18 protein-coding genes are annotated in these 16,673 nt (G+C 64.7%); 5 read left to right on the top strand and 13 right to left on the bottom strand.

Features of this window, described 5'->3' with window-relative positions; translation table 11 throughout:
* The first annotated feature begins 20 nt into the window (after positions 1-20).
* Positions 21-434: a DUF2177 family protein gene (locus ASE61_RS24805; RefSeq protein WP_061971500.1), complete on the top strand. Its 414-nt coding sequence runs from the start codon at positions 21-23 to the stop codon at positions 432-434.
* Positions 435-452: 18 nt separating this feature from the next.
* On the opposite strand, the gene ASE61_RS24800 is transcribed toward ASE61_RS24805, so the two are convergent.
* The 6 genes from ASE61_RS24800 to ASE61_RS24775 all read right to left on the bottom strand — a co-directional run bounded on the left by ASE61_RS24800 (position 453) and on the right by ASE61_RS24775 (position 4,564).
* On the bottom strand, positions 453-1,475 hold the full coding sequence (locus ASE61_RS24800) for an SAM-dependent methyltransferase (protein WP_061971498.1): 1,023 nt from the start codon (positions 1,473-1,475) through the stop codon (positions 453-455).
* The gene (locus tag ASE61_RS24795; RefSeq protein ID WP_244493016.1) at positions 1,472-2,227 is read right to left on the bottom strand and encodes a DUF1295 domain-containing protein; all 756 of its coding nucleotides are present in this window, start codon (positions 2,225-2,227) and stop codon (positions 1,472-1,474) included. Before ASE61_RS24795 ends, ASE61_RS24800 begins: the two co-directional genes overlap by 4 nt.
* 44 nt (positions 2,228-2,271) lie before the next feature.
* Positions 2,272-2,898, bottom strand: coding sequence for a ChrR family anti-sigma-E factor (locus ASE61_RS24790; RefSeq protein WP_061971494.1), 627 nt, complete (start codon positions 2,896-2,898; stop codon positions 2,272-2,274).
* A complete protein-coding gene (locus ASE61_RS24785; RefSeq protein WP_274532903.1) occupies positions 2,895-3,473 on the bottom strand; it encodes a sigma-70 family RNA polymerase sigma factor in 579 nt (192 codons plus the stop codon). The genes ASE61_RS24790 and ASE61_RS24785 overlap by 4 nt, the downstream gene beginning before the upstream one ends.
* Positions 3,474-3,570: 97 nt before the next feature.
* On the bottom strand, positions 3,571-3,939 hold the full coding sequence (locus ASE61_RS24780; protein WP_061971492.1) for a DUF2147 domain-containing protein: 369 nt from the start codon (positions 3,937-3,939) through the stop codon (positions 3,571-3,573).
* 31 nt (positions 3,940-3,970) lie between these two features.
* On the bottom strand, positions 3,971-4,564 hold the full coding sequence (locus tag ASE61_RS24775) for a hypothetical protein (RefSeq protein ID WP_061971596.1): 594 nt from the start codon (positions 4,562-4,564) through the stop codon (positions 3,971-3,973).
* A 181-nt stretch (positions 4,565-4,745) separates the two neighbouring features.
* On the opposite strand from ASE61_RS24775, the gene ASE61_RS24770 reads away from it, so the two are divergent.
* From ASE61_RS24770 to ASE61_RS24760, 3 genes are read left to right on the top strand one after another with little or no spacing between them, the layout of a single operon-like run.
* On the top strand, positions 4,746-6,059 hold the full coding sequence (locus ASE61_RS24770) for an NAD(P)/FAD-dependent oxidoreductase (RefSeq protein ID WP_244493012.1): 1,314 nt from the start codon (positions 4,746-4,748) through the stop codon (positions 6,057-6,059).
* Positions 6,056-6,859 carry a DUF1365 domain-containing protein gene (locus ASE61_RS24765; RefSeq protein ID WP_061971488.1) on the top strand — a complete coding sequence of 268 codons (804 nt, stop codon included), beginning with the start codon at positions 6,056-6,058 and terminating at the stop codon, positions 6,857-6,859. Before ASE61_RS24770 ends, ASE61_RS24765 begins: the two co-directional genes overlap by 4 nt.
* Positions 6,856-8,091, top strand: a complete 1,236-nt coding sequence (locus tag ASE61_RS24760) for an SAM-dependent methyltransferase (protein WP_082617722.1) — start codon at positions 6,856-6,858, stop codon at positions 8,089-8,091. Before ASE61_RS24765 ends, ASE61_RS24760 begins: the two co-directional genes overlap by 4 nt.
* Positions 8,092-8,221: 130 nt before the next feature.
* Here ASE61_RS24760 and ASE61_RS24755 read toward each other — a convergent pair whose 3' ends face one another.
* Positions 8,222-8,944, bottom strand: a complete 723-nt coding sequence (locus tag ASE61_RS24755) for an anti-sigma factor domain-containing protein (protein WP_061971486.1) — start codon at positions 8,942-8,944, stop codon at positions 8,222-8,224.
* Entirely contained in the window at positions 8,941-9,501 is a 561-nt protein-coding gene (locus tag ASE61_RS24750; protein ID WP_061971484.1) for a sigma-70 family RNA polymerase sigma factor, read from the bottom strand. The genes ASE61_RS24755 and ASE61_RS24750 overlap by 4 nt, the downstream gene beginning before the upstream one ends.
* A 189-nt stretch (positions 9,502-9,690) precedes the next feature.
* Here ASE61_RS24750 and ASE61_RS24745 point away from each other — a divergent pair, with 189 nt between their 5' ends.
* Complete coding sequence (locus ASE61_RS24745) at positions 9,691-10,473, top strand: DUF4394 domain-containing protein (protein ID WP_061971592.1); 783 nt, start codon at positions 9,691-9,693, stop codon at positions 10,471-10,473.
* A 161-nt stretch (positions 10,474-10,634) separates the two neighbouring features.
* On the opposite strand, the gene ASE61_RS24740 is transcribed toward ASE61_RS24745, so the two are convergent.
* The 5 genes from ASE61_RS24740 to ASE61_RS24720 all read right to left on the bottom strand — a co-directional run bounded on the left by ASE61_RS24740 (position 10,635) and on the right by ASE61_RS24720 (position 16,624).
* The gene (locus ASE61_RS24740; RefSeq protein ID WP_061971482.1) at positions 10,635-12,698 is read right to left on the bottom strand and encodes a putative bifunctional diguanylate cyclase/phosphodiesterase; all 2,064 of its coding nucleotides are present in this window, start codon (positions 12,696-12,698) and stop codon (positions 10,635-10,637) included.
* 466 nt (positions 12,699-13,164) lie between these two features.
* Entirely contained in the window at positions 13,165-13,704 is a 540-nt protein-coding gene (locus tag ASE61_RS24735; protein WP_061971480.1) for a mechanosensitive ion channel family protein, read from the bottom strand.
* A complete protein-coding gene (locus tag ASE61_RS24730) occupies positions 13,671-14,567 on the bottom strand; it encodes a DUF1254 domain-containing protein (RefSeq protein ID WP_320409893.1) in 897 nt (298 codons plus the stop codon). Before ASE61_RS24730 ends, ASE61_RS24735 begins: the two co-directional genes overlap by 34 nt.
* Positions 14,568-14,810: 243 nt before the next feature.
* Complete coding sequence (locus ASE61_RS24725) at positions 14,811-15,644, bottom strand: acid phosphatase (RefSeq protein ID WP_244493011.1); 834 nt, start codon at positions 15,642-15,644, stop codon at positions 14,811-14,813.
* A 41-nt stretch (positions 15,645-15,685) separates the two neighbouring features.
* Positions 15,686-16,624 (bottom strand): outer membrane protein, encoded by a 939-nt coding sequence (locus ASE61_RS24720; RefSeq protein WP_156407220.1) that lies wholly within the window; start codon positions 16,622-16,624, stop codon positions 15,686-15,688.
* Between the last annotated feature and the right edge of the window lie 49 nt (positions 16,625-16,673).

Raw genomic sequence — 16,673 nt, 5'->3', positions numbered from 1 at the left:
GCAGAATCCAGGAGATCGCCATGCGCTTCGTCGCCGGTTACATCGCCTTCATCGTCGCCTTCGGCATCTGCGACGCCATCTGGCTGGGCACGATGACGGCAAGGCTCTATCGGCCCGCGCTCGGCGATCTCATCGTCGAGCAGGTGCGCTACTGGCCGGCCGCGCTGTTCTATTTCGGTTTCCCGCTCGGGGTCGTCTATTTCGCGCTGATGCCGGCCCTGCGTGACGGCAGCGCCGGCACCGCGTTGCTCAATGGCGCGCTCATCGGCCTGCTCGCCTATGCGACCTACGATCTGACGAACTACGCCAGCTTGCGTCCCTGGACGCTGACGATCACGCTCGTCGATCTCGTCTACGGCACGGTCGTCGTCGGATTGTGCACATGGATCGCCTATGGCGTCGTCCGCCGGGCGGCCGACTGGGGCTGGTTCTAGCCCCAGTCGGCCAATCCGTCAGCTCGCGCGCAACCTGTAGTGATGAACGCCCCAGGCATCGCCGCCTTCATGGCCGAACAGTCCGCTCGTGGCCAGGAAGAACAGCCGCCAGCGCCGACGCCAGAGCGACGCATCCGCACCATAGGTCTCGCGCAGGATCGGATCGATCTTCGCGAGGTTGCGATCGAAATTCGCCAGCCAGTCCTCTGCCGTCGCGCGATAGTGCTCGCCGCCCCAGCGCCATTCGGCCTCGACGGTGAAGAGATCGGGGAATTGGTGCGCGAGCGTCGCACTCGGCATCAGGCCGCCTGTGAAGAAATGCTGCGCGATCCAGTCGCCCGTATCGGCGGTGTCGAAACGGTAGCAGCCCTGCCGATGGGCAAAGACATGGATGAAGAGCCGGCCGTCCGGCTTCAGCCAGTCACGAACCCGCCCGAGCAGCTCGCGCCAGTTCGACATGTGTTCGAACATTTCGACGGATACGACGCGATCGAAACGCTCCTTCGTGCCAAACTCGTTCATGTCGGCGGTGACGACGCGGAGATTGGCGAGATGACGGCGCTGCGCCTGCTCTTCGATATAGGCGCGTTGCGAAGCCGAGTTTGAGACCGATACGATCCGCGCCAGCGGATAGCGCTCCGCCATCCACAGCGAGAGCGAACCCCAGCCGCAACCGAGTTCGAGGATGTCCTGTCCATCGGCGAGATCGGCATGCTCTGCGGTCAGCTCCAGCGCCTTGTCTTCCGCTGCGGCCAGCGTGTCGCCGGGATCCGCGTAATAGCAGCAGGAATACTTGCGCCGCGGGCCGAGCACCTGATCGAAGAAAGCGACCGGCACCTCGTAATGCTGGGCATTGGCGGCATCGGTATGAACGGCTATCGGAAATTCCGCCATGTCGCGGGCGAAGGCCGCGGCACCGGCCGATTGCGCTGCCAGCGAGCGCGCCGTGCGCCCGACCAGCGACGCGATCACCATGCGGCTGACGGCATCGGGTACGGGCAGCCCTTCGCCCCAGGTCGAAAGCTTCTGCATGATCGTCATGACGTCGCTCCTTTCGGCGGTAGCGGGATCAGGGCGCTGGTTCGATGCTGATAGGCCCGATAGGCCTCGCCGTGCTTGGCGAGCATGTGCTCTTCCAGGGGCGGTATGCCGGAGATGCGGGTGAGCAGCAGCGTGATGCAGGCCGGTGCCAGCAAGGCAAGCCAGCCCCAGGGGTAGCCGGTCGCGAGCGCGATCACGGGATAGGAGCACCAGAGCAGGCACTCGAAGAAGTAGTTCGGGTGCCGCGACCAGCGCCACAGGCCAGAGTCGCAGACGCCGCCCGCTCCCGAGCGTGCGAAGGTCCGCAATTGCCCATCGGCGATGGCGCCTCCCGCAAGGCCGGCGGCGAACACGGCGACACCGGCAAAATCCCGCCAGCCCAGCGCTGGCGCTGGGCTATGTGCCGCGAGGACGATCCCCAATCCCAGGGGAATGCTGACCACCGCCTGCATCTGCAGCAGCCGAGCCAGCTGCCGCTGCGCATCGCCGCCCCAGTCGCGCTTCAGCTTAGCATAGCGCGGATCCTCTGCGATGCCGCTCGTGCGCTGCGCGATGTGCAGGCCCAGCCGAAGCGCCCAGGCCAGTGCGAGTGCGGCTACGAGCAGACGTCTCGAGGCCGGCCCCGCCCCAAAAGGCAGCAAGGCGGCGGCGATACCCGTCAGGCCCAACCCGAAAGTCCAGACCACATCGATCCAGCCGGAATTGCCGGTGCGGCGTTCGACCAGCGTCGCCAGGGCCATGAAAGCGGACATGGCCACGGCCATGAAGATAACAGCCGTGGCGAAAGAAGCGACCGTCAAAACCGCACCAGCGGTTGCAGCAGCCGGCCGAGCCAGCCCTGCAACTGCACGCTCCCCGTCATCGCGACGATGCAGGTGCAGCCCTCGACGGGATCGACGCGCGGCGTGTGATCGTGTTCGGAATCGGCCTCGTCGAAATCCCCGGCCGCGTAGCGCCCGTATTCGTGTTCATAGGCACCGGCAAGGATCGTGGTCCACTCGACCCCCGTATGCTTGTGGTGCGGCAAGGCGATCCCCGGCCCGGCGCGCAACATGAAGACGCGCGCGCCCGCACCGGGAACCTCGACGCGGCGCATGGCGATGCGGATGCCGATCGGGCGCCAGGGACCGAGGCCATAGGGGCGCAGTACCTTCGGCATCCCGGTTTCGGACATCGGGACGGCTGCAGCCGGCCCTGGTTCGGCTCGTGCTGCGGTGGCCGGAGGATTTGGGCCGGAAGCCATCGGGATGGGCTCGACCGCATCCAGCAGTGCGCCTTGTACGGCCTCGAGTTCCCGCAGGCGGCGCCGGCTCTCCTGATCCGCCTCGATATGGCAGGCGACGACCAGTGCCAAGCCTTCGTCGAGCTGCCCTGCGGCGAAGGCGGTGAGTGTCTCGTCGGATGGGCGATGCCCGATGCTCATCGCAGATCCTCCAGCCGGCCGCGCAGATGCGACAGCGCCAGGCGCAGGCGGGATTTCACCGTGCCCAGCGGGATGGCGAGGCGATCGGCGACATCCTGATGACTGAAGCCTTCGATGAAGGCGAGTTCGACCACGCGGTACTGGTCGGGTGAAAGCTGGGTCATCGCGGCCCGCACGCGCGCATCGCGTTCGGCGCCGGAGAGCATCGCATCGGGTTGTTCGGGGGCTTCTTCATCCAGGATCTCGTAAACTTGCGATAGCCGCGACCGGATCTCACGTCGGGCGATGTCGATGCGCAGGTTGCGCGCGATCGTTGCGATCCAGGTCGAGGCGCTTGCCTTCGCGGGATCGAACAGGGCTGCCTTGCGCCAGACGGTCAGGAGCGTTTCCTGCGCGACCTCCTCGGCCAGCTCCGCCGGGGCGCCGCCGCGCATCAGCAACCCCTTCACGCGGGGCGCGAAATGGTCGAACAGCGCGGCGAAAGCGGCCCGGTCCCCCGAGCGCGCAATGGCGGCAATCAGTCTGTTGGGGTCGAACAAGACGATGAAACGACCTCCTTGAGCGCTGGCTCCCACCTCGCGCATGCCGTCGACAGTCAAGGCGAGAGCGGGGACCATGTATGAGATACGCGGCCCGAACCGCTCCGGATCACCGGGACGAGGTCACCCGCCATCACTCGGCGGCCTTCCAGTTCACGTCGCGGCAGATCAGGCGCCCGACGATGCAACCGCGCGTGGTGAGCGTACCCGGCGTCACTGTGATCGTCATCGCGTAGGTCCAGTCGCGCTTGGGGTCGTAGGCGTTGCCCGAGAACGTCCCGTCGGGCTGGCGGGCCAGCGTCATGACCAGCTTGTCGCCGGCCGCCTCGCCCTTGCTGGTGTCGCCGATCCAGAGATTGGTGGCGCAGATCTTGTCGCCGCACGGGGCGATGCGCACACGCGCATTGCCGTCATCGCGCAGCCATGTCCCGTCGAGGCCAGCGGCAGCCGCGCTCGCGGCTGAAAAAGAAGCCAGAGCGAGAGCGAGCAGAAGACGCTTCATGACGATGCCCTTTCAGCCAATGTCTCGACCTCTACGCTCCACGGCCGTCGTCGGTTTCATCGGCACGCGAAATCGTGTGGAGGTGCGCGGTGAAGAGCCATCCGATCAGCGCGGTCAGGGACGCCGCGCTCAGAAAGTTCAGGCGCTGCAAGGCGGCGTATTCGCCGGGCGCGTAAAGATGCGCCGGCGCGCCGAGCAGCGTTGCCGGCAGCAGATAGGCGATGAAGGCGAGCGCCGCGAAGCCGAGAGCGAAGAGGCGCTCCGCGCGGCGAAACAGCATCAGCGCCAGCATGAGGCAGGGAAACAGGAAGACCTCGACCCCTGAGCCTGGGCCAAAGGCGGCCCGGCAGAGCAACGTATTGCCGATGCCGGCGGCGAGGAGCAGCGCTCGCCCGAGCACGGTATTGCGCCGCATGGCGGCCGGCACGGCCGCGAAGAACGGCGTGGACAGGAAAGTGACATAGGACGGCGCGATGACGGACGAGACCGCCCAGTAAAGATAGAGCGGATAGAACGGCTGGTTCGAGACGATCACGAGCGCGACGGTGTTGGCGATCGCCGCCCGCGGATCGGGATGCGCTGCATAGGCGCCGATTGCGGCGACTACCCGCTTCAGTCGATTCATCGACATCGTCCAGCCCTCGCGGAATCTCCCGGCCTTTCCTCGCTTACGCAGGAAGCCCGACGGCGGGTCACAGGCCCCGAGCGTTTTTGGTCGCGCCGCGGCAAATCCAGTCCGGACCATGCCGCGTATACCCGTCATGAAAAGCGCAAACGCGACGATGGAGCGGGCACAAGGAAAGGCGATGAGGGTCGCCGTGATCGGTGCCGGCATATCCGGCCTTTCGGCAGCGTGGCTGCTGGGGCAAGCGCATGACGTCGTGCTGTTCGAGGCTGCTCCTCGCCTCGGCGGTCACGCCAACACGGTTCGCATTGCGGGTGCCGGCGGCGAGACGGCGGTCGATACCGGCTTCATCGTCTACAACGAGGCGACCTATCCGAATTTCATCGCGCTGATGGAGCATCTTCGCGTCGCCACGCAGCCGACCGAGATGTCCTTCGCTGTGTCGCTCGATGGCGGCCGGCTCGAATATAGCGGCACCAGCGTCGCCGGGTTGTTCGCCCAGCGCAGCAATCTGGTGCGCCCGCGCTTCTGGGCGATGCTGCAGGATATCACCCGCTTCTACCGGAACGCATCCAGGGACACGCTGGCGGGCGGTGCGGCCGATATTTCACTCGGCGACTATCTCGCTGCCGGCGGTTATGGGGCCGCCTTCCGGGACGACCACCTCCTGCCAATGGCGGCAGCGATCTGGTCGGCCCCCTGTTCGGAAATCCTGTCCTATCCTGCCGCCGCCTTCCTGCGCTTCCATCACAATCATGGATTGCTCCAGCTCGCCGGCCGGCCGATCTGGCGCACCGTCACCGGCGGTAGCGGCGTCTATGTGCAGAAGCTGCGCACCGCCTTTTCGGGAGAAGTGAGGCTCGGCTCGCCGGTGAGGCAGGTTCGGCGCGGAACCAACGATGTCGTTCTGACGGGCGACGGTTGGAACGAGACCTTCGACCAGGTCGTCTTCGCCTCCCATGCCGACCAGACGCTTGCCATGCTGGCCGATCCCGACCAGGCCGAGGTCGAAACGCTCGGCGCGTTCCGCTATAGCCGCAACCGCGCCGTGCTGCATGGCGATGAAGCGCTGATGCCGAAGCGACGCCGCGCTTGGGCGAGCTGGAACCATATCGGCGACCGCGCCCGGCCGGACGCCGCCTGCGCGGTCACCTACTGGATGAACCGGCTGCAAGGCTTGCCGAACGAGCCGCCTCTCTTCGTCACGCTCAACCCGCCGGACACGCTGCGTGCGGACACAGTCCTCCATGAGGATATCTATGATCATCCGCTCTTCGACGCGGCGGCTCTCGACGCGCAACAGCGCCTCTGGTGGCTTCAGGGCACGCGTCGAAGCTGGTTTTGCGGTGCCTATCTCGGATCGGGCTTCCATGAGGACGGCCTGCAGGCCGGGCTCGCAGTGGCCGAGGAACTCGGCGGCGTTCGCCGGCCCTGGCGGGTTCGCAATGAGTCCGGGCGCATTCCAATCGGGCCTCGGCTGGAGCAAGCCGCATGAACTGGCAATCCGCCCTCTATGTCGGCCGTGTCAGGCATCATCGGTTCCGGCCCCGCCCCCATGCGCTGGCCTATCGCGTCTTCTGGATGCTCCTCGATCTCGACGAGATCGATCGACTGGCCGCGAAGCTCGCGCTGTTCTCGCGCAATCGTTTCAATCTCTACGCATTTCGCGACGCGGATTACGGGGATCGCAGCGGCCAGCCCCTGCGGCCGCAGATCGAGGCCGCCCTGGCGAATGCCGGCATCGCGCATGATGGCGGCCCGATCCGGCTGCTGACCATGCCGCGTATCCTCGGCTACGCGTTCAACCCGCTCAGCACCTATTTCTGCTATCGCCGCGACGGCAGCCTCTGCGCCACCGTCTACGAAGTGCACAACACCTTCGGCGAGATCCACAGCTACGTCGCGCCCGCCGATTCCGCAGGAGGCGCGCTTCGGCAGGAGGCCGACAAGGTCTTCCACGTCTCGCCGTTCATGAACCTCGACATGCGCTACGCCTTCGCGGTCACTCCTCCCGGGCAGCGCATTTCCGTCGCCATAGACGGCCATGACGCCGAGGGCCGCCTGATCACGGCCGTGCTGAGCGGTAAGCGAACGGAGCTCAGCGATGCGGCCCTGCTGCGGCTGCTCGCGACGCATCCGCTGCTCACGCTGAAGGTCACCGCCGCCATCCACTGGCACGCGCTGCGGCTGCTGGCGAAGCGGATTCCCTGGCGACCTCATCCGGCCGCGCCGGAGCGACCCTTCACTCTTGGCAGCGCCGCGACGCCTCACGCGAAAGAATCGATGCAGCCATGAGCCAGCCCGAGACTGAACAGCATCTTCGGACGGTCGAACAGCCGCTGGCGCTGCCGCGCGGCGTCGGCCTGTCGCGCTGGTTCCTGCGCCGGCTGCTGTCCCACATCAAGATCGGCCGTCTGACGGTGTTCACACCGGATGGCGAGCGCCATTGCAGTGCTCAAGCCTCGCCCGGGCCGCAGGCGACGATGATCCTCGTCAACTGGCGGGCGATGCGCCGCCTGCTGATCGACGGCGACATCGGGCTGGCCGAAGCCTATCGCGACGGCGACCTCCATACGCCGGATCTCACCGCATTGATCGAACTCGGCGCGCGCAACGATGCGACCCTGCGCAAGCTGCTCTCAGGCGCCTGGCCGGCGCGTCTGCTGAACCGCCTGCGGCATGTTCTCAACGCCAATACGCGTCGCGGCAGCCGCCGCAACATCACGGCGCATTACGATCTCGGGAACGACTTCTATGGCCGCTGGCTCGACGCCAGCATGATGTATTCCTCGGCACTCTATGAAACACCGACCGAGACGCTAGAGGCCGCTCAGCAGCGCCGGATGGACCGGATCGTCGCCATGCTCGACCTTTCGGGCGGCGAGCATGTTCTGGAGATCGGCTGCGGCTGGGGAGCGCTGGCGGAACGGCTGGCGCGCGAGGGCTGCCGCGTGACGGCGATCACCTTGTCGCCGGCCCAGCTCGAAGCCGCACGACAGCGCGTTGCCGCCGCAGGCCTGTCCGAACGCGTCACCATCGAGCTCAAGGATTATCGCGACATCGCCGGGCTGTTCGACCGCATCGTTTCGATCGAGATGATCGAGGCGGTCGGCCGCGCCTATTGGCCGTCCTATTTCGCGACGCTTCGCCGCTCGCTGCGGCCCGGCGGCCGTGTCGTCCTGCAGGCGATCACGATCGACGACGCGCTATTCGAGAGCTACCAGCAGGGCAGCGATTTCATCCAGCGCTACATCTTCCCCGGAGGCAGCCTGCCATCGGTTCCAATGCTCAAGAGCAGTGCCGAGGCTGCCGCTCTCGCCGTGGTCGAGCAGCTCGACTTCGGCGGCAGCTACGCCCTGACCCTGAAGGAGTGGCGCCGGCGCTTTCTCGAAAGCTGGGCTGAGATATTGCCGTTGGGGTTCGACGAGCCGTTTCGCCGGCTCTGGGAATTCTATCTCTGCTACTGCGAAGCCGGCTTCCGCGCCCGGACGATCGACGTCAACCTGCTCGCCCTTCAAGGCCGCTGAGAGGCGCGGCGTTCCCCGCCGCACCCTTCTAGAGCATTTTCGAGTGAAGTGGATACCGGTTCGCGTGAAGAAAATGCGATAAAACAAAGGCCTAGAGCAATTCCGCGACTCAGGAAATGGCGGAATTGCTCTAGAGGCGTCGCGCAGTCAGCCCCTTGGCGACGATCGGGCCGGTCGGGCGTCCGGTTGGCGAACCGGCGGCGGGTTCCACCGTGATCTCGAAGAGCTGATCGGCCCCGAGCGGCAGGTTGTCCAAGCGCAGCGGCACGGCCCGGGCCCTGTCGATAAGGCCGACCGAGCGCGGCCCGGTGGCACGATCCCATAGCGTCCAGATTTCCAGCGCACGGCCCTGCGGCACGGGGATATCCTGAAGCGGCAGCAATTCGACGCGCCCGTCGGCGAACGTATTCACAACGGCCGCGGCGGCATTGGTCTCAGTCAGCAGAACCGCGACCATCACGGGCTGACGACGCGCACGATCGAGGGCAGCGACGAGCCCGAAGGCGAGCAGGAGCGCTGCGGCAAGACCGGCCAACGCGGTCCCGCGCCAAAGCCAAAGGCTCTCCCACCATTGCGAGAGCCGCGCGCCACGCGCCGGCTGCGAAGCCGCGGCTTGGCTTCCCGCGGGAGCTTGGTCGAGGCCGCTCTCGATGCGCTGCCAGAGTCCTGTCGATGGCTCGATCGCCCGGGCGGTGGCATCGATCGGCGTCAGCCGCGCCTGCCAGCGAGCGACCGCGGCATCCAGCTTCGCATCACCCGCCATCCGCCTCTCGAACGCCTCCTTCTCGGCGCCGTCGAGCAGGCCCAGCACATACTCTCCCGCGACGATCTCGCGATCCGGTTCCGGCGTCATCCGAGGCACTCCTTGAGTGCGATCAGCGAACGGCGGATCCATGATTTCACCGTCCCGAGCGGCATGCCGAGCTTGCCGGCAATCTCGCCATGGCTCAGCCCCTGCACGAAGGCGAGCAGCACCATCCCGCGCCGCGGAGCCGGCAAGGTCTCCAGACAGCCGCGCAAGGCCTTGGCATCGGAGAGCTTCGCCATCACGGTCTCGGGATCATCCTCCTCGCTCGCGGCCTCCTGGCCGATCGGGCTTTCGTCGATCTCCATGCGCCGCTCGTCGCGCAGGATCGACAGCGAGCGGTTGCGCAGGATGGCGTAGATCCAGGTCAGGCCCGAGCCGCGTTGCGGATCGAAGCGTCCCGCATGCCGCCAGATCAGGATGAAACTGTCCTGCACCGCTTCCTCCGCCAGGGCGCGGCGCTTCAGCATGCGCTGCGCCACACCGATCATACGCGGGCATTCCTGATCGTAGATGCGCCGGAGTGCGTTTTTATCGCCGCCGGCGCAGGCTGCCAGCGCCTGCTCGATGCCTGCTCCATGCGATTGCGCGGCATTGACGGCCATGCGGAATCCCTAAGCTCGGCTGCCCCGATTGGACGGCACGACGGGAGGATACGCTGCCCGCGCCGCGATGGATGCACCCCGGCGGCTTTATTTTTTCGAGCGCATCCAATGCCTTGCCTCGGCTCTATCCGGCATGAGCGCCGCCAGCAGATATGCATGCCGCGGCGCCTGACAGAACCGGAGGACACCATGACCAAGACGATCCGTTTCGCCCTCGTCGTTTCAACGTTTCTCGGCAGCGGGATCGCCGCGCAGGCCGCCATGCTCGCGGCTCTCACCGGCGACGACACGCTCACCATGGTCGATACCGCGACCCTCAAGGCCGGCAAGTCGATGAAGGTCACCGGCCTTGCCGGCAAGATCGCTGGCATCGACGTCAGACCGGCCGACGGCATGCTCTACGCGCTCGCGGTCGACGGCGCGATCTATACGATCGACAAGACGGGCAAAGCGACGATGAAGTCGAAGATGGACACCGTGCTCCCTGCCGGCGCCCGGGCCACGGTCGATTTCAATCCGGCCGCCGACCGGCTCCGCGTGATCGGCTCCGACGGCACCAACCTGCGGGTCAATGTCGATGACGGCAAGACCACGGTCGACGGTAAGCTGAAATTCGCCGAGACCGACATGCACAAGGGCGAGGTGCCCATGATCGTGGCCGGCGCCTACACCAACTCCGTCAAGGGTACGAAGGAGACGGCGCTCTACGACATCGACGGCAAGATCGGCGGCCTGATCAAGCAGGCGCCGCCCAATGACGGCGTTCTCGGCGCGGTCGGGAAGCTCGGCGTCATGCCGAAAACGATCGCCTTCGATATCGAGACAGCGGGCGACGGGACCAACACTGGCTGGCTGCTCGCCGACGGCGCCCTGCACAAGGTTGATCTCGCCACCGGCAAGGCGACTGCGGTGGGCAAGGTTGCTGGTCTGAGCGCAGCCGCGAGGGACATCGCCGTCCTTCCGGCGATGTAGGCCCGCGCTGGACGATCAGGGCGCTCGCTATACGGCGGGCGTCTTCACCACGTCTCGCCTGGCGCTCCCATGCACCGATCAATCGCTTCAAATGTCTGCTTCCGGGCAGTGACTCAATGTCCGGTCATGGCGCTAAGCGCCGAGGTAAGCACCTTCCGCCCTCAAAGCTCTGGCTTGCCTGTCGGGAACCAGCTCTGAATGGTCTTCGGCACCATCTCCCCTCGCAGCGGCTTCGCATAAAAATAGCCCTGAGCAGAATCGCACCCTGCTTCTCGCAGGCGTGCGGCCTGTTGGGGGCTTTCGACCCCCTCCGCAGTTGTATGCATTCCCATAGCGTGACCGAGACTTACGATGGCGGCGACAATTGCAGCGTCGCTGTCGTCGCTGATCAGGTTCCGCACGAAACTCTGGTCGATCTTGATGTGGTCCACGGGGAACTGCTTCAGATGGAGAAGCGACGCAAAGCCCGTCCCGAAATCATCCAATGCGATGGAGACGCCGGCCTCGTGCAGCTTGTTCAGGATGGAGGACGCCGTCGCGGTTCTGCGCCCGAGGAAAGCCGTTTCCGTCACTTCGACTTCAAAATGCGCCGAGGAGACACGTGTATCCTCCAGGATGCGGATAATCCTGTCGGCGAGTCTCGGGTCGGAGATCTCGGCGGAAGACAGATTGACCGCGACGCGACCGCATTCGAGACCCTGATTCAGCCATGATCGAACATCGGCCGCAACCTGGCGGATCATCTGCTCGCCCAGAGCAATCGAAATGGCCTGCTCGGCGAACATCGAGCCAAAATAATCAGGCGTGAGAAGCCCTTTGGTCGGGTGGTTCCAACGCGCGAGGGCCTCGAAGCCGACGATCCGGCCTGTCACCAACGACACTTTCGGCTGGTAATAGGGAACGAACTGCTGTGCTGCGAGCCCTTCCCGGACGTCGTGTGCGATGGTCACGCGATGCTCCATCGTCTCGCGGGCGGCACTGGTATAAGCAACCGCTTGGCTGCGTCCCTGCTCCTTCGCGCGATAAAGCGCGATGTCGGCGTCCTTCATCAGTTCGACCGGATCGCGGTGATGCTCAGGGAAGGTTGCCAGCCCGATGCTGACCGTTGTGGAAAGAGCTCGTCCTTCGTGCTGGAAGGGAGCACAGAGAGCGTCTACGATTTCCGTAGCAAGGGCAGTTGCTTCACTTCCCGCTGAAATATCGGCGAGTATGATGGCAAACTCGTCGCCCCCGAGGCGTGCCACGGTATCGCCTTCTCCGACAAAGCTTCTGAGCCGAAGGGCCGCCTCCTGAAGGAGGAGGTCTCCAACCGCATGGCCAAGCGTGTCATTGACATCCTTGAAGTCGTCGAGATCCAGCAGTAACAGCCCCACGTTGGCCCCAGAGATTCCGGCATTCGTCAGCGCCTCGTTGAGGCGAGCCTGGAAGAGCGCCCGGTTCGCCAAGCCCGTCAGAGGGTCGTGATTGGCGGTTCGCCAGATGGCTTCTTCGGCGGCCTTCCGATCTGCGATGTCGAAGGTCAGTCCGATGAGTCGATTATCGTCCTTTCGCTCGGCCCTGAGAGCAAGCCACGTTTGCGAGCCGTCAGGAGAATGGTAGCGCACTTCGGCCGCGCCACTTCCTTCCGACCTGACGGCGCTCCAGAAGGCCGTCACTATTTCTCGGTCGTCGGGATGGACCCTATTGATGAAATCGCCTGCCGGTCCCGAGGAAATGCCAAGCAGCACCATGGAATTCTCGGAGCGATCGACCCACTGCGTCTCGAGATCGAGCTCCCAAGCAGCCATCCTGCTCGCCTGCAAAGCCAGCCGCAGGCGCTCCTCGCTCACCCGAATCGCGTTCTCGGCCGCTTTTCGTGTGGTTATGTCAGTAAAGGTGCGCACCATTCCGCCGTTGGGGAGGCGGTTGGTTCGAACTTCCAGCACCGTGCCGTCTGGTCTCTGCCTATCGTAGTCCAGGATTTCTACGTGTATCCCTTCATATTTGATGGCCCGAAGGAGGTCCTCGGTGACAGTACCAAATTCACCTTGTTCCATCTGCCATCTCTTCACCGCCTCGAAAGATGGATTGGAACGCATCAGGTCGGGTGGCAGGCCAAGCAGATCGATCGCGCGCTGATTGCAGACGGCCACATAGCCGTTGGCATCGACCATCAGAATTCCTTGGTCCACATGCTCCAGGACTGCGTTCAATAGAGCACTGTCCACGGGGAAAGCTCGAGTCATGCGCTGAGTGGTCAAGCGTCGGCCTCTCGCCAAGCTAACGGTCGATCAGGGTATGGCGGCGCGCTTTCGAAATGCTGAAAGATCGAGATCGATTTGCCCGATATCCTGTGTCCAACGATGGCTTGGACAACCTTCCTTTACCCAGCTGCCCGAAAGCGCCGTTTAGCCTCCCACCAAGACCTGGCAAATCTCCCGACTAGGTTGCTTAAGACCAAGCTCGCGAACGTCCAAGACAGATCGTTTCCGATCGTGCCGCGCCCGCGTTCAAGAGGACCGCTTTTGGGCAGAGAGCTAGAGTCCGCTACTGGCGCATCTCCCCCGGAAGAGCGACCGGCGTTTGTGGTCCCTTGCAGACATTAGGAACGTCCGCTCTCGGGTATGTTGATTTCACCGGTCCTAGGCCTGTCCGTGGGGAAGCGGGCCTTCATTTGAGTCTGGTGTGGGTGCCGACCTCAGGAAACCAAGCTCATCCCCCCATCTGCGGTACATGAAGAGGCTTGGGGACCAGTTTGATGTTGTTCTCGGCCAGCGTGGTCCACACCTTGGACAAGATCGCCTTGCGGATCTGGAACTGCCGCCCGGCCCGAGCCTTGTATTTGCCGCGGATCACCAGAGTGCCTTCCTCGAGAGCGGCAATACCCTGGCTCTTGAACGGCTCGATGAGATCGGCGTTTAGCTCTGGGTCGTCTGCGACCTCCAGCCCGATCTTCTTGAACAGTTTTCGCTCCGCTCCGACATCGGTATCCAAAGCCACCCGGAACAGCATCTTCTCGACGACCCATTCGCGACTGAAATTCTGAATCTTCCCGATCTGGCCGAAGGGGATTGTCGCAACCGGGCCGCGCGGATGCCTCGAGGAGACCGAGCGCAGCGAGATTCTCTCGACCGTACCCCTGGCCCCCGCGGTCTCAATGTACTCGCTATGGCGGAAGGCGTCATCGACGAGGAAGAACAGGCCAGGCGGGCGGCCTTCTACGATGCAGGCTGCGCTACCGGCAGTTTCCACGTGCCGTTCAGGAACACGGCGCGAGGGCGGTAGAGTCTGAACGTGTAATTCCACCCCTGCGTGATCGGCAGGCAGTTCCCGATCTTGCCGTCGCAGCCGCCGAACTGGATGTCAATCGCACCGTCGGCGCTCTTCTTGCCGGTGATGCTGTTGACCGAATAGGCGTCGTAATCGTTCTTCTGGAAGAAGCCCTTGTCATTATAGACGCTGATCGACCAGAACGCGTCGACGGGGACGTCCTTGAGCCTGAGCTTGTAGACGGTCTTGCCGTCGTTCTTGGCGGGGGTCACCGAGGGGTAGGATGCATCCTTGTCGGGGTTGCCACCCCAGCCGGACGCGGTACCGAGCAGGTGCTTGACCGGATCGACCTTCCCCTTCGGGCCGAAAGCGTTGCTGAAGTCGCCTGACGCCGCGGAGAGCGTTTCCAGTGCCTCGCGGATCTTCTTCTGCTGAGCCAGATCCCAGTTCGGGGCCTCGAACTTGCCGGCCGACTTCTGCTGCACCTTCAGCGCATCCTGCAAGGCGTGAACCTGCGCGAGGTCCTTGGTGTCGTTGGGATCGACGAGGATACGGACCGCAACGAACACATAGCGGGTGCCGACCTTATCCCGGGTGAGGGTCGTGCGGCCCGGCTTGTAGACCACCATCGGGGTGTAGTGGTCCTCGCTGATGACCTGCATCGAGACGAAGCGCTTGCCGGCCTCTGGAAGGGTGATGGTCACCGGGCCGGCGTCGAGATCGAAGACCGCCTGGGAATAGAGCGTATCCCGGTTCATCCGGACCACGGGCTGCTTGTCGATCGGCGTCGGCGTCCGGTTATGGACGAACTTGCCGAGAGCACCCGCATCGACTGTTTTGGCCATATAGAAATCGGACTCGGCTCGCTTGAAGTTGTCGACGGTCACCGGAACCGGCTGTGCGGACGCCACGCAGGGCGCCAGAACCATGAAACTCAGGCTGCAGGCCAACGTCATGCGCATTGAACGGTACCTCATTGGTGTCTTTGATCGATGTGCTCGTCGGACAGGCCGGAATGGCTCCGCACCCGTGCCTCGGCTGATCGTCGGCTACGCTCCGCCGGCTGGAAATGTCCGGTTCCGAGCCCGCTACTGCGCAGAGAGCGCGGCAGCCTCCGCGGCACATTCGGCGGTCGAGGGCAGCCGTTTCGCCTTCGCCGCCTTCACCTCCACTTTCGCGGCCTTGAGATCGGCGAGGAAGGTCGGGTTGGTCTGCAGCCGCGCGACGGTAGCCGCACCCATGATCCGCCCGGCATCGACATCGCTCTGCCAATGCGCGTCGCAGATCACGCGGCTCTGCCCGAATTCGATGCCGCGCTTGAAGAGGGCATCCGCGCGCTCGGGATTGATCTGCGCGAAGACGAGAGCCCAGCCCCAGCCGGCAGCCGTGTGGCCGGATGGATACGAGCCGTCGTTCCGCAGAATGGCCTCCTGATCCGCTCGGCAGGTCGCCTCATTATGGACCACGAAGGGGCGGACCCGGTTGTACTTGTTCTTCACGCCATAGGTGGAGAGGCCGAAATCCGACAGCATCTTCTGCATCATCGCGTAGAGGCGTGGGGTCTGCTGGCCGTCGATCCGGACGCCCATCGCGCAGGAGAAGTTATCCGCGGCCTGCGGAAAGGCGAGATCGGCATCGGTAATAGCGAGCTTCCAGCGCGCGGTGTTGCGCAAGGGAATTGTCGCCTTGCGCGCTTCCTCGTCCCGGGCGAGCGCAGCCGAGTCCGCAGCGGGCGGCGCCCCGAGCAGGACCAGGCTGTTGGGCAGGTCTGATCGCTTCAGATAGCCCGGAGCGATCTTGAAATGCGGATCGGTGACCTTGGGCTGGGCTTCGCCCGTCTGCGCCAGGGCCTGCCCGCAGAGCGCGAGCAGTGCAAGCAGGGAAACATGTGCGGCTCGCACCGCAGTCCCGGTCATCGACATTCCCATTCCTCTCGACATGGCGCGAACGCGTGAAGCTCCGGTCAGAACCGGTATGTTGCGGCGACGGCGGGCCCGTGCTGGGTCACGTCATACGAAAAGCCACCGCTGCGATAATCGACATGGAGCGCCCGGTAGCCGGCTTTCAGCGTCAGGTTCTCGTTCCAGGCGTAGTCGACGCTGCCCAGGCCTTGCCAGGTCAGGCGCGAGCCGACGCCGAAGCCACCGATGTCGCCCGCCACCGTCAGGCTCCACGGACCGCCCAGCTTTATTCCGAGGCGGGCGCCGAGGATCGGGTCGGCCCACATCTGCGATTGACGGTGTTCGATGCGAAGATTGGCGAGGCCGGGCAGGATTTCGAGCTTGGTGTCGAGATTCCAGAACCGGATACCGCCGCCCACGTCCAGCGCAAAAACCGAGTCCTCATGGACGCGGTAAAAGGCGGAGCCCTGCAGGGTCGTGGTCTGCGAGCGCAGCTTCAGCGCGGAAAAGAAGGGTCCGGGCAGAGTGCCGCCGGTCGTCACCTGCGAGAACTGCCCGTCGACCAGGACGCTCCAGCGGTCGATGCGCATCTCGGCGGATGCCATCAGCGCGCCGTTGAGCTCCTTGAGCACGTCGCGGAAACGCAGGCTGATATCCGCAGCCGGCAGCGGCGGCAGCGTCGCGCTTTTGCCGTCGATCGCCGTCGCCCAGACATAGCTCGTGACCGAGAAGCTCGGTGTCGACGCGAGGGCAGGCGTCGGTGGCGCGGCGGGCTGTCGGAGGTCGGACGCCCAGGCCGGCCCGCACAGGCAAGCCGGCATCAAACCGATAGCGAGATAGCGCGGCGTTGCGCCTGACATTGCTGCCTGTCCCCTGCCCTGCCAGCGCCTGCACGAACGCTCCGGTTCGCTACGGCCCGTGATCGCGGCCAAACGGCCAGCACATGTCGTCGCGAGCATTTCGTGCATGGGGAGCCTGCTCGTCTTGCCATTTCGCGCCAATCGCAATCGGCTAATCTGCACTCTCCTGCCAGTCGCGAATCTCCCGAGA

The sequence above is a fragment of the Allobosea sp. Root670 genome (genome assembly GCF_001429415.1).
Classification (GTDB): Bacteria; Pseudomonadota; Alphaproteobacteria; order Rhizobiales; family Beijerinckiaceae; genus Allobosea; species Allobosea robiniae.
This window is presented reverse-complemented; position numbering and strand designations above follow the sequence as displayed.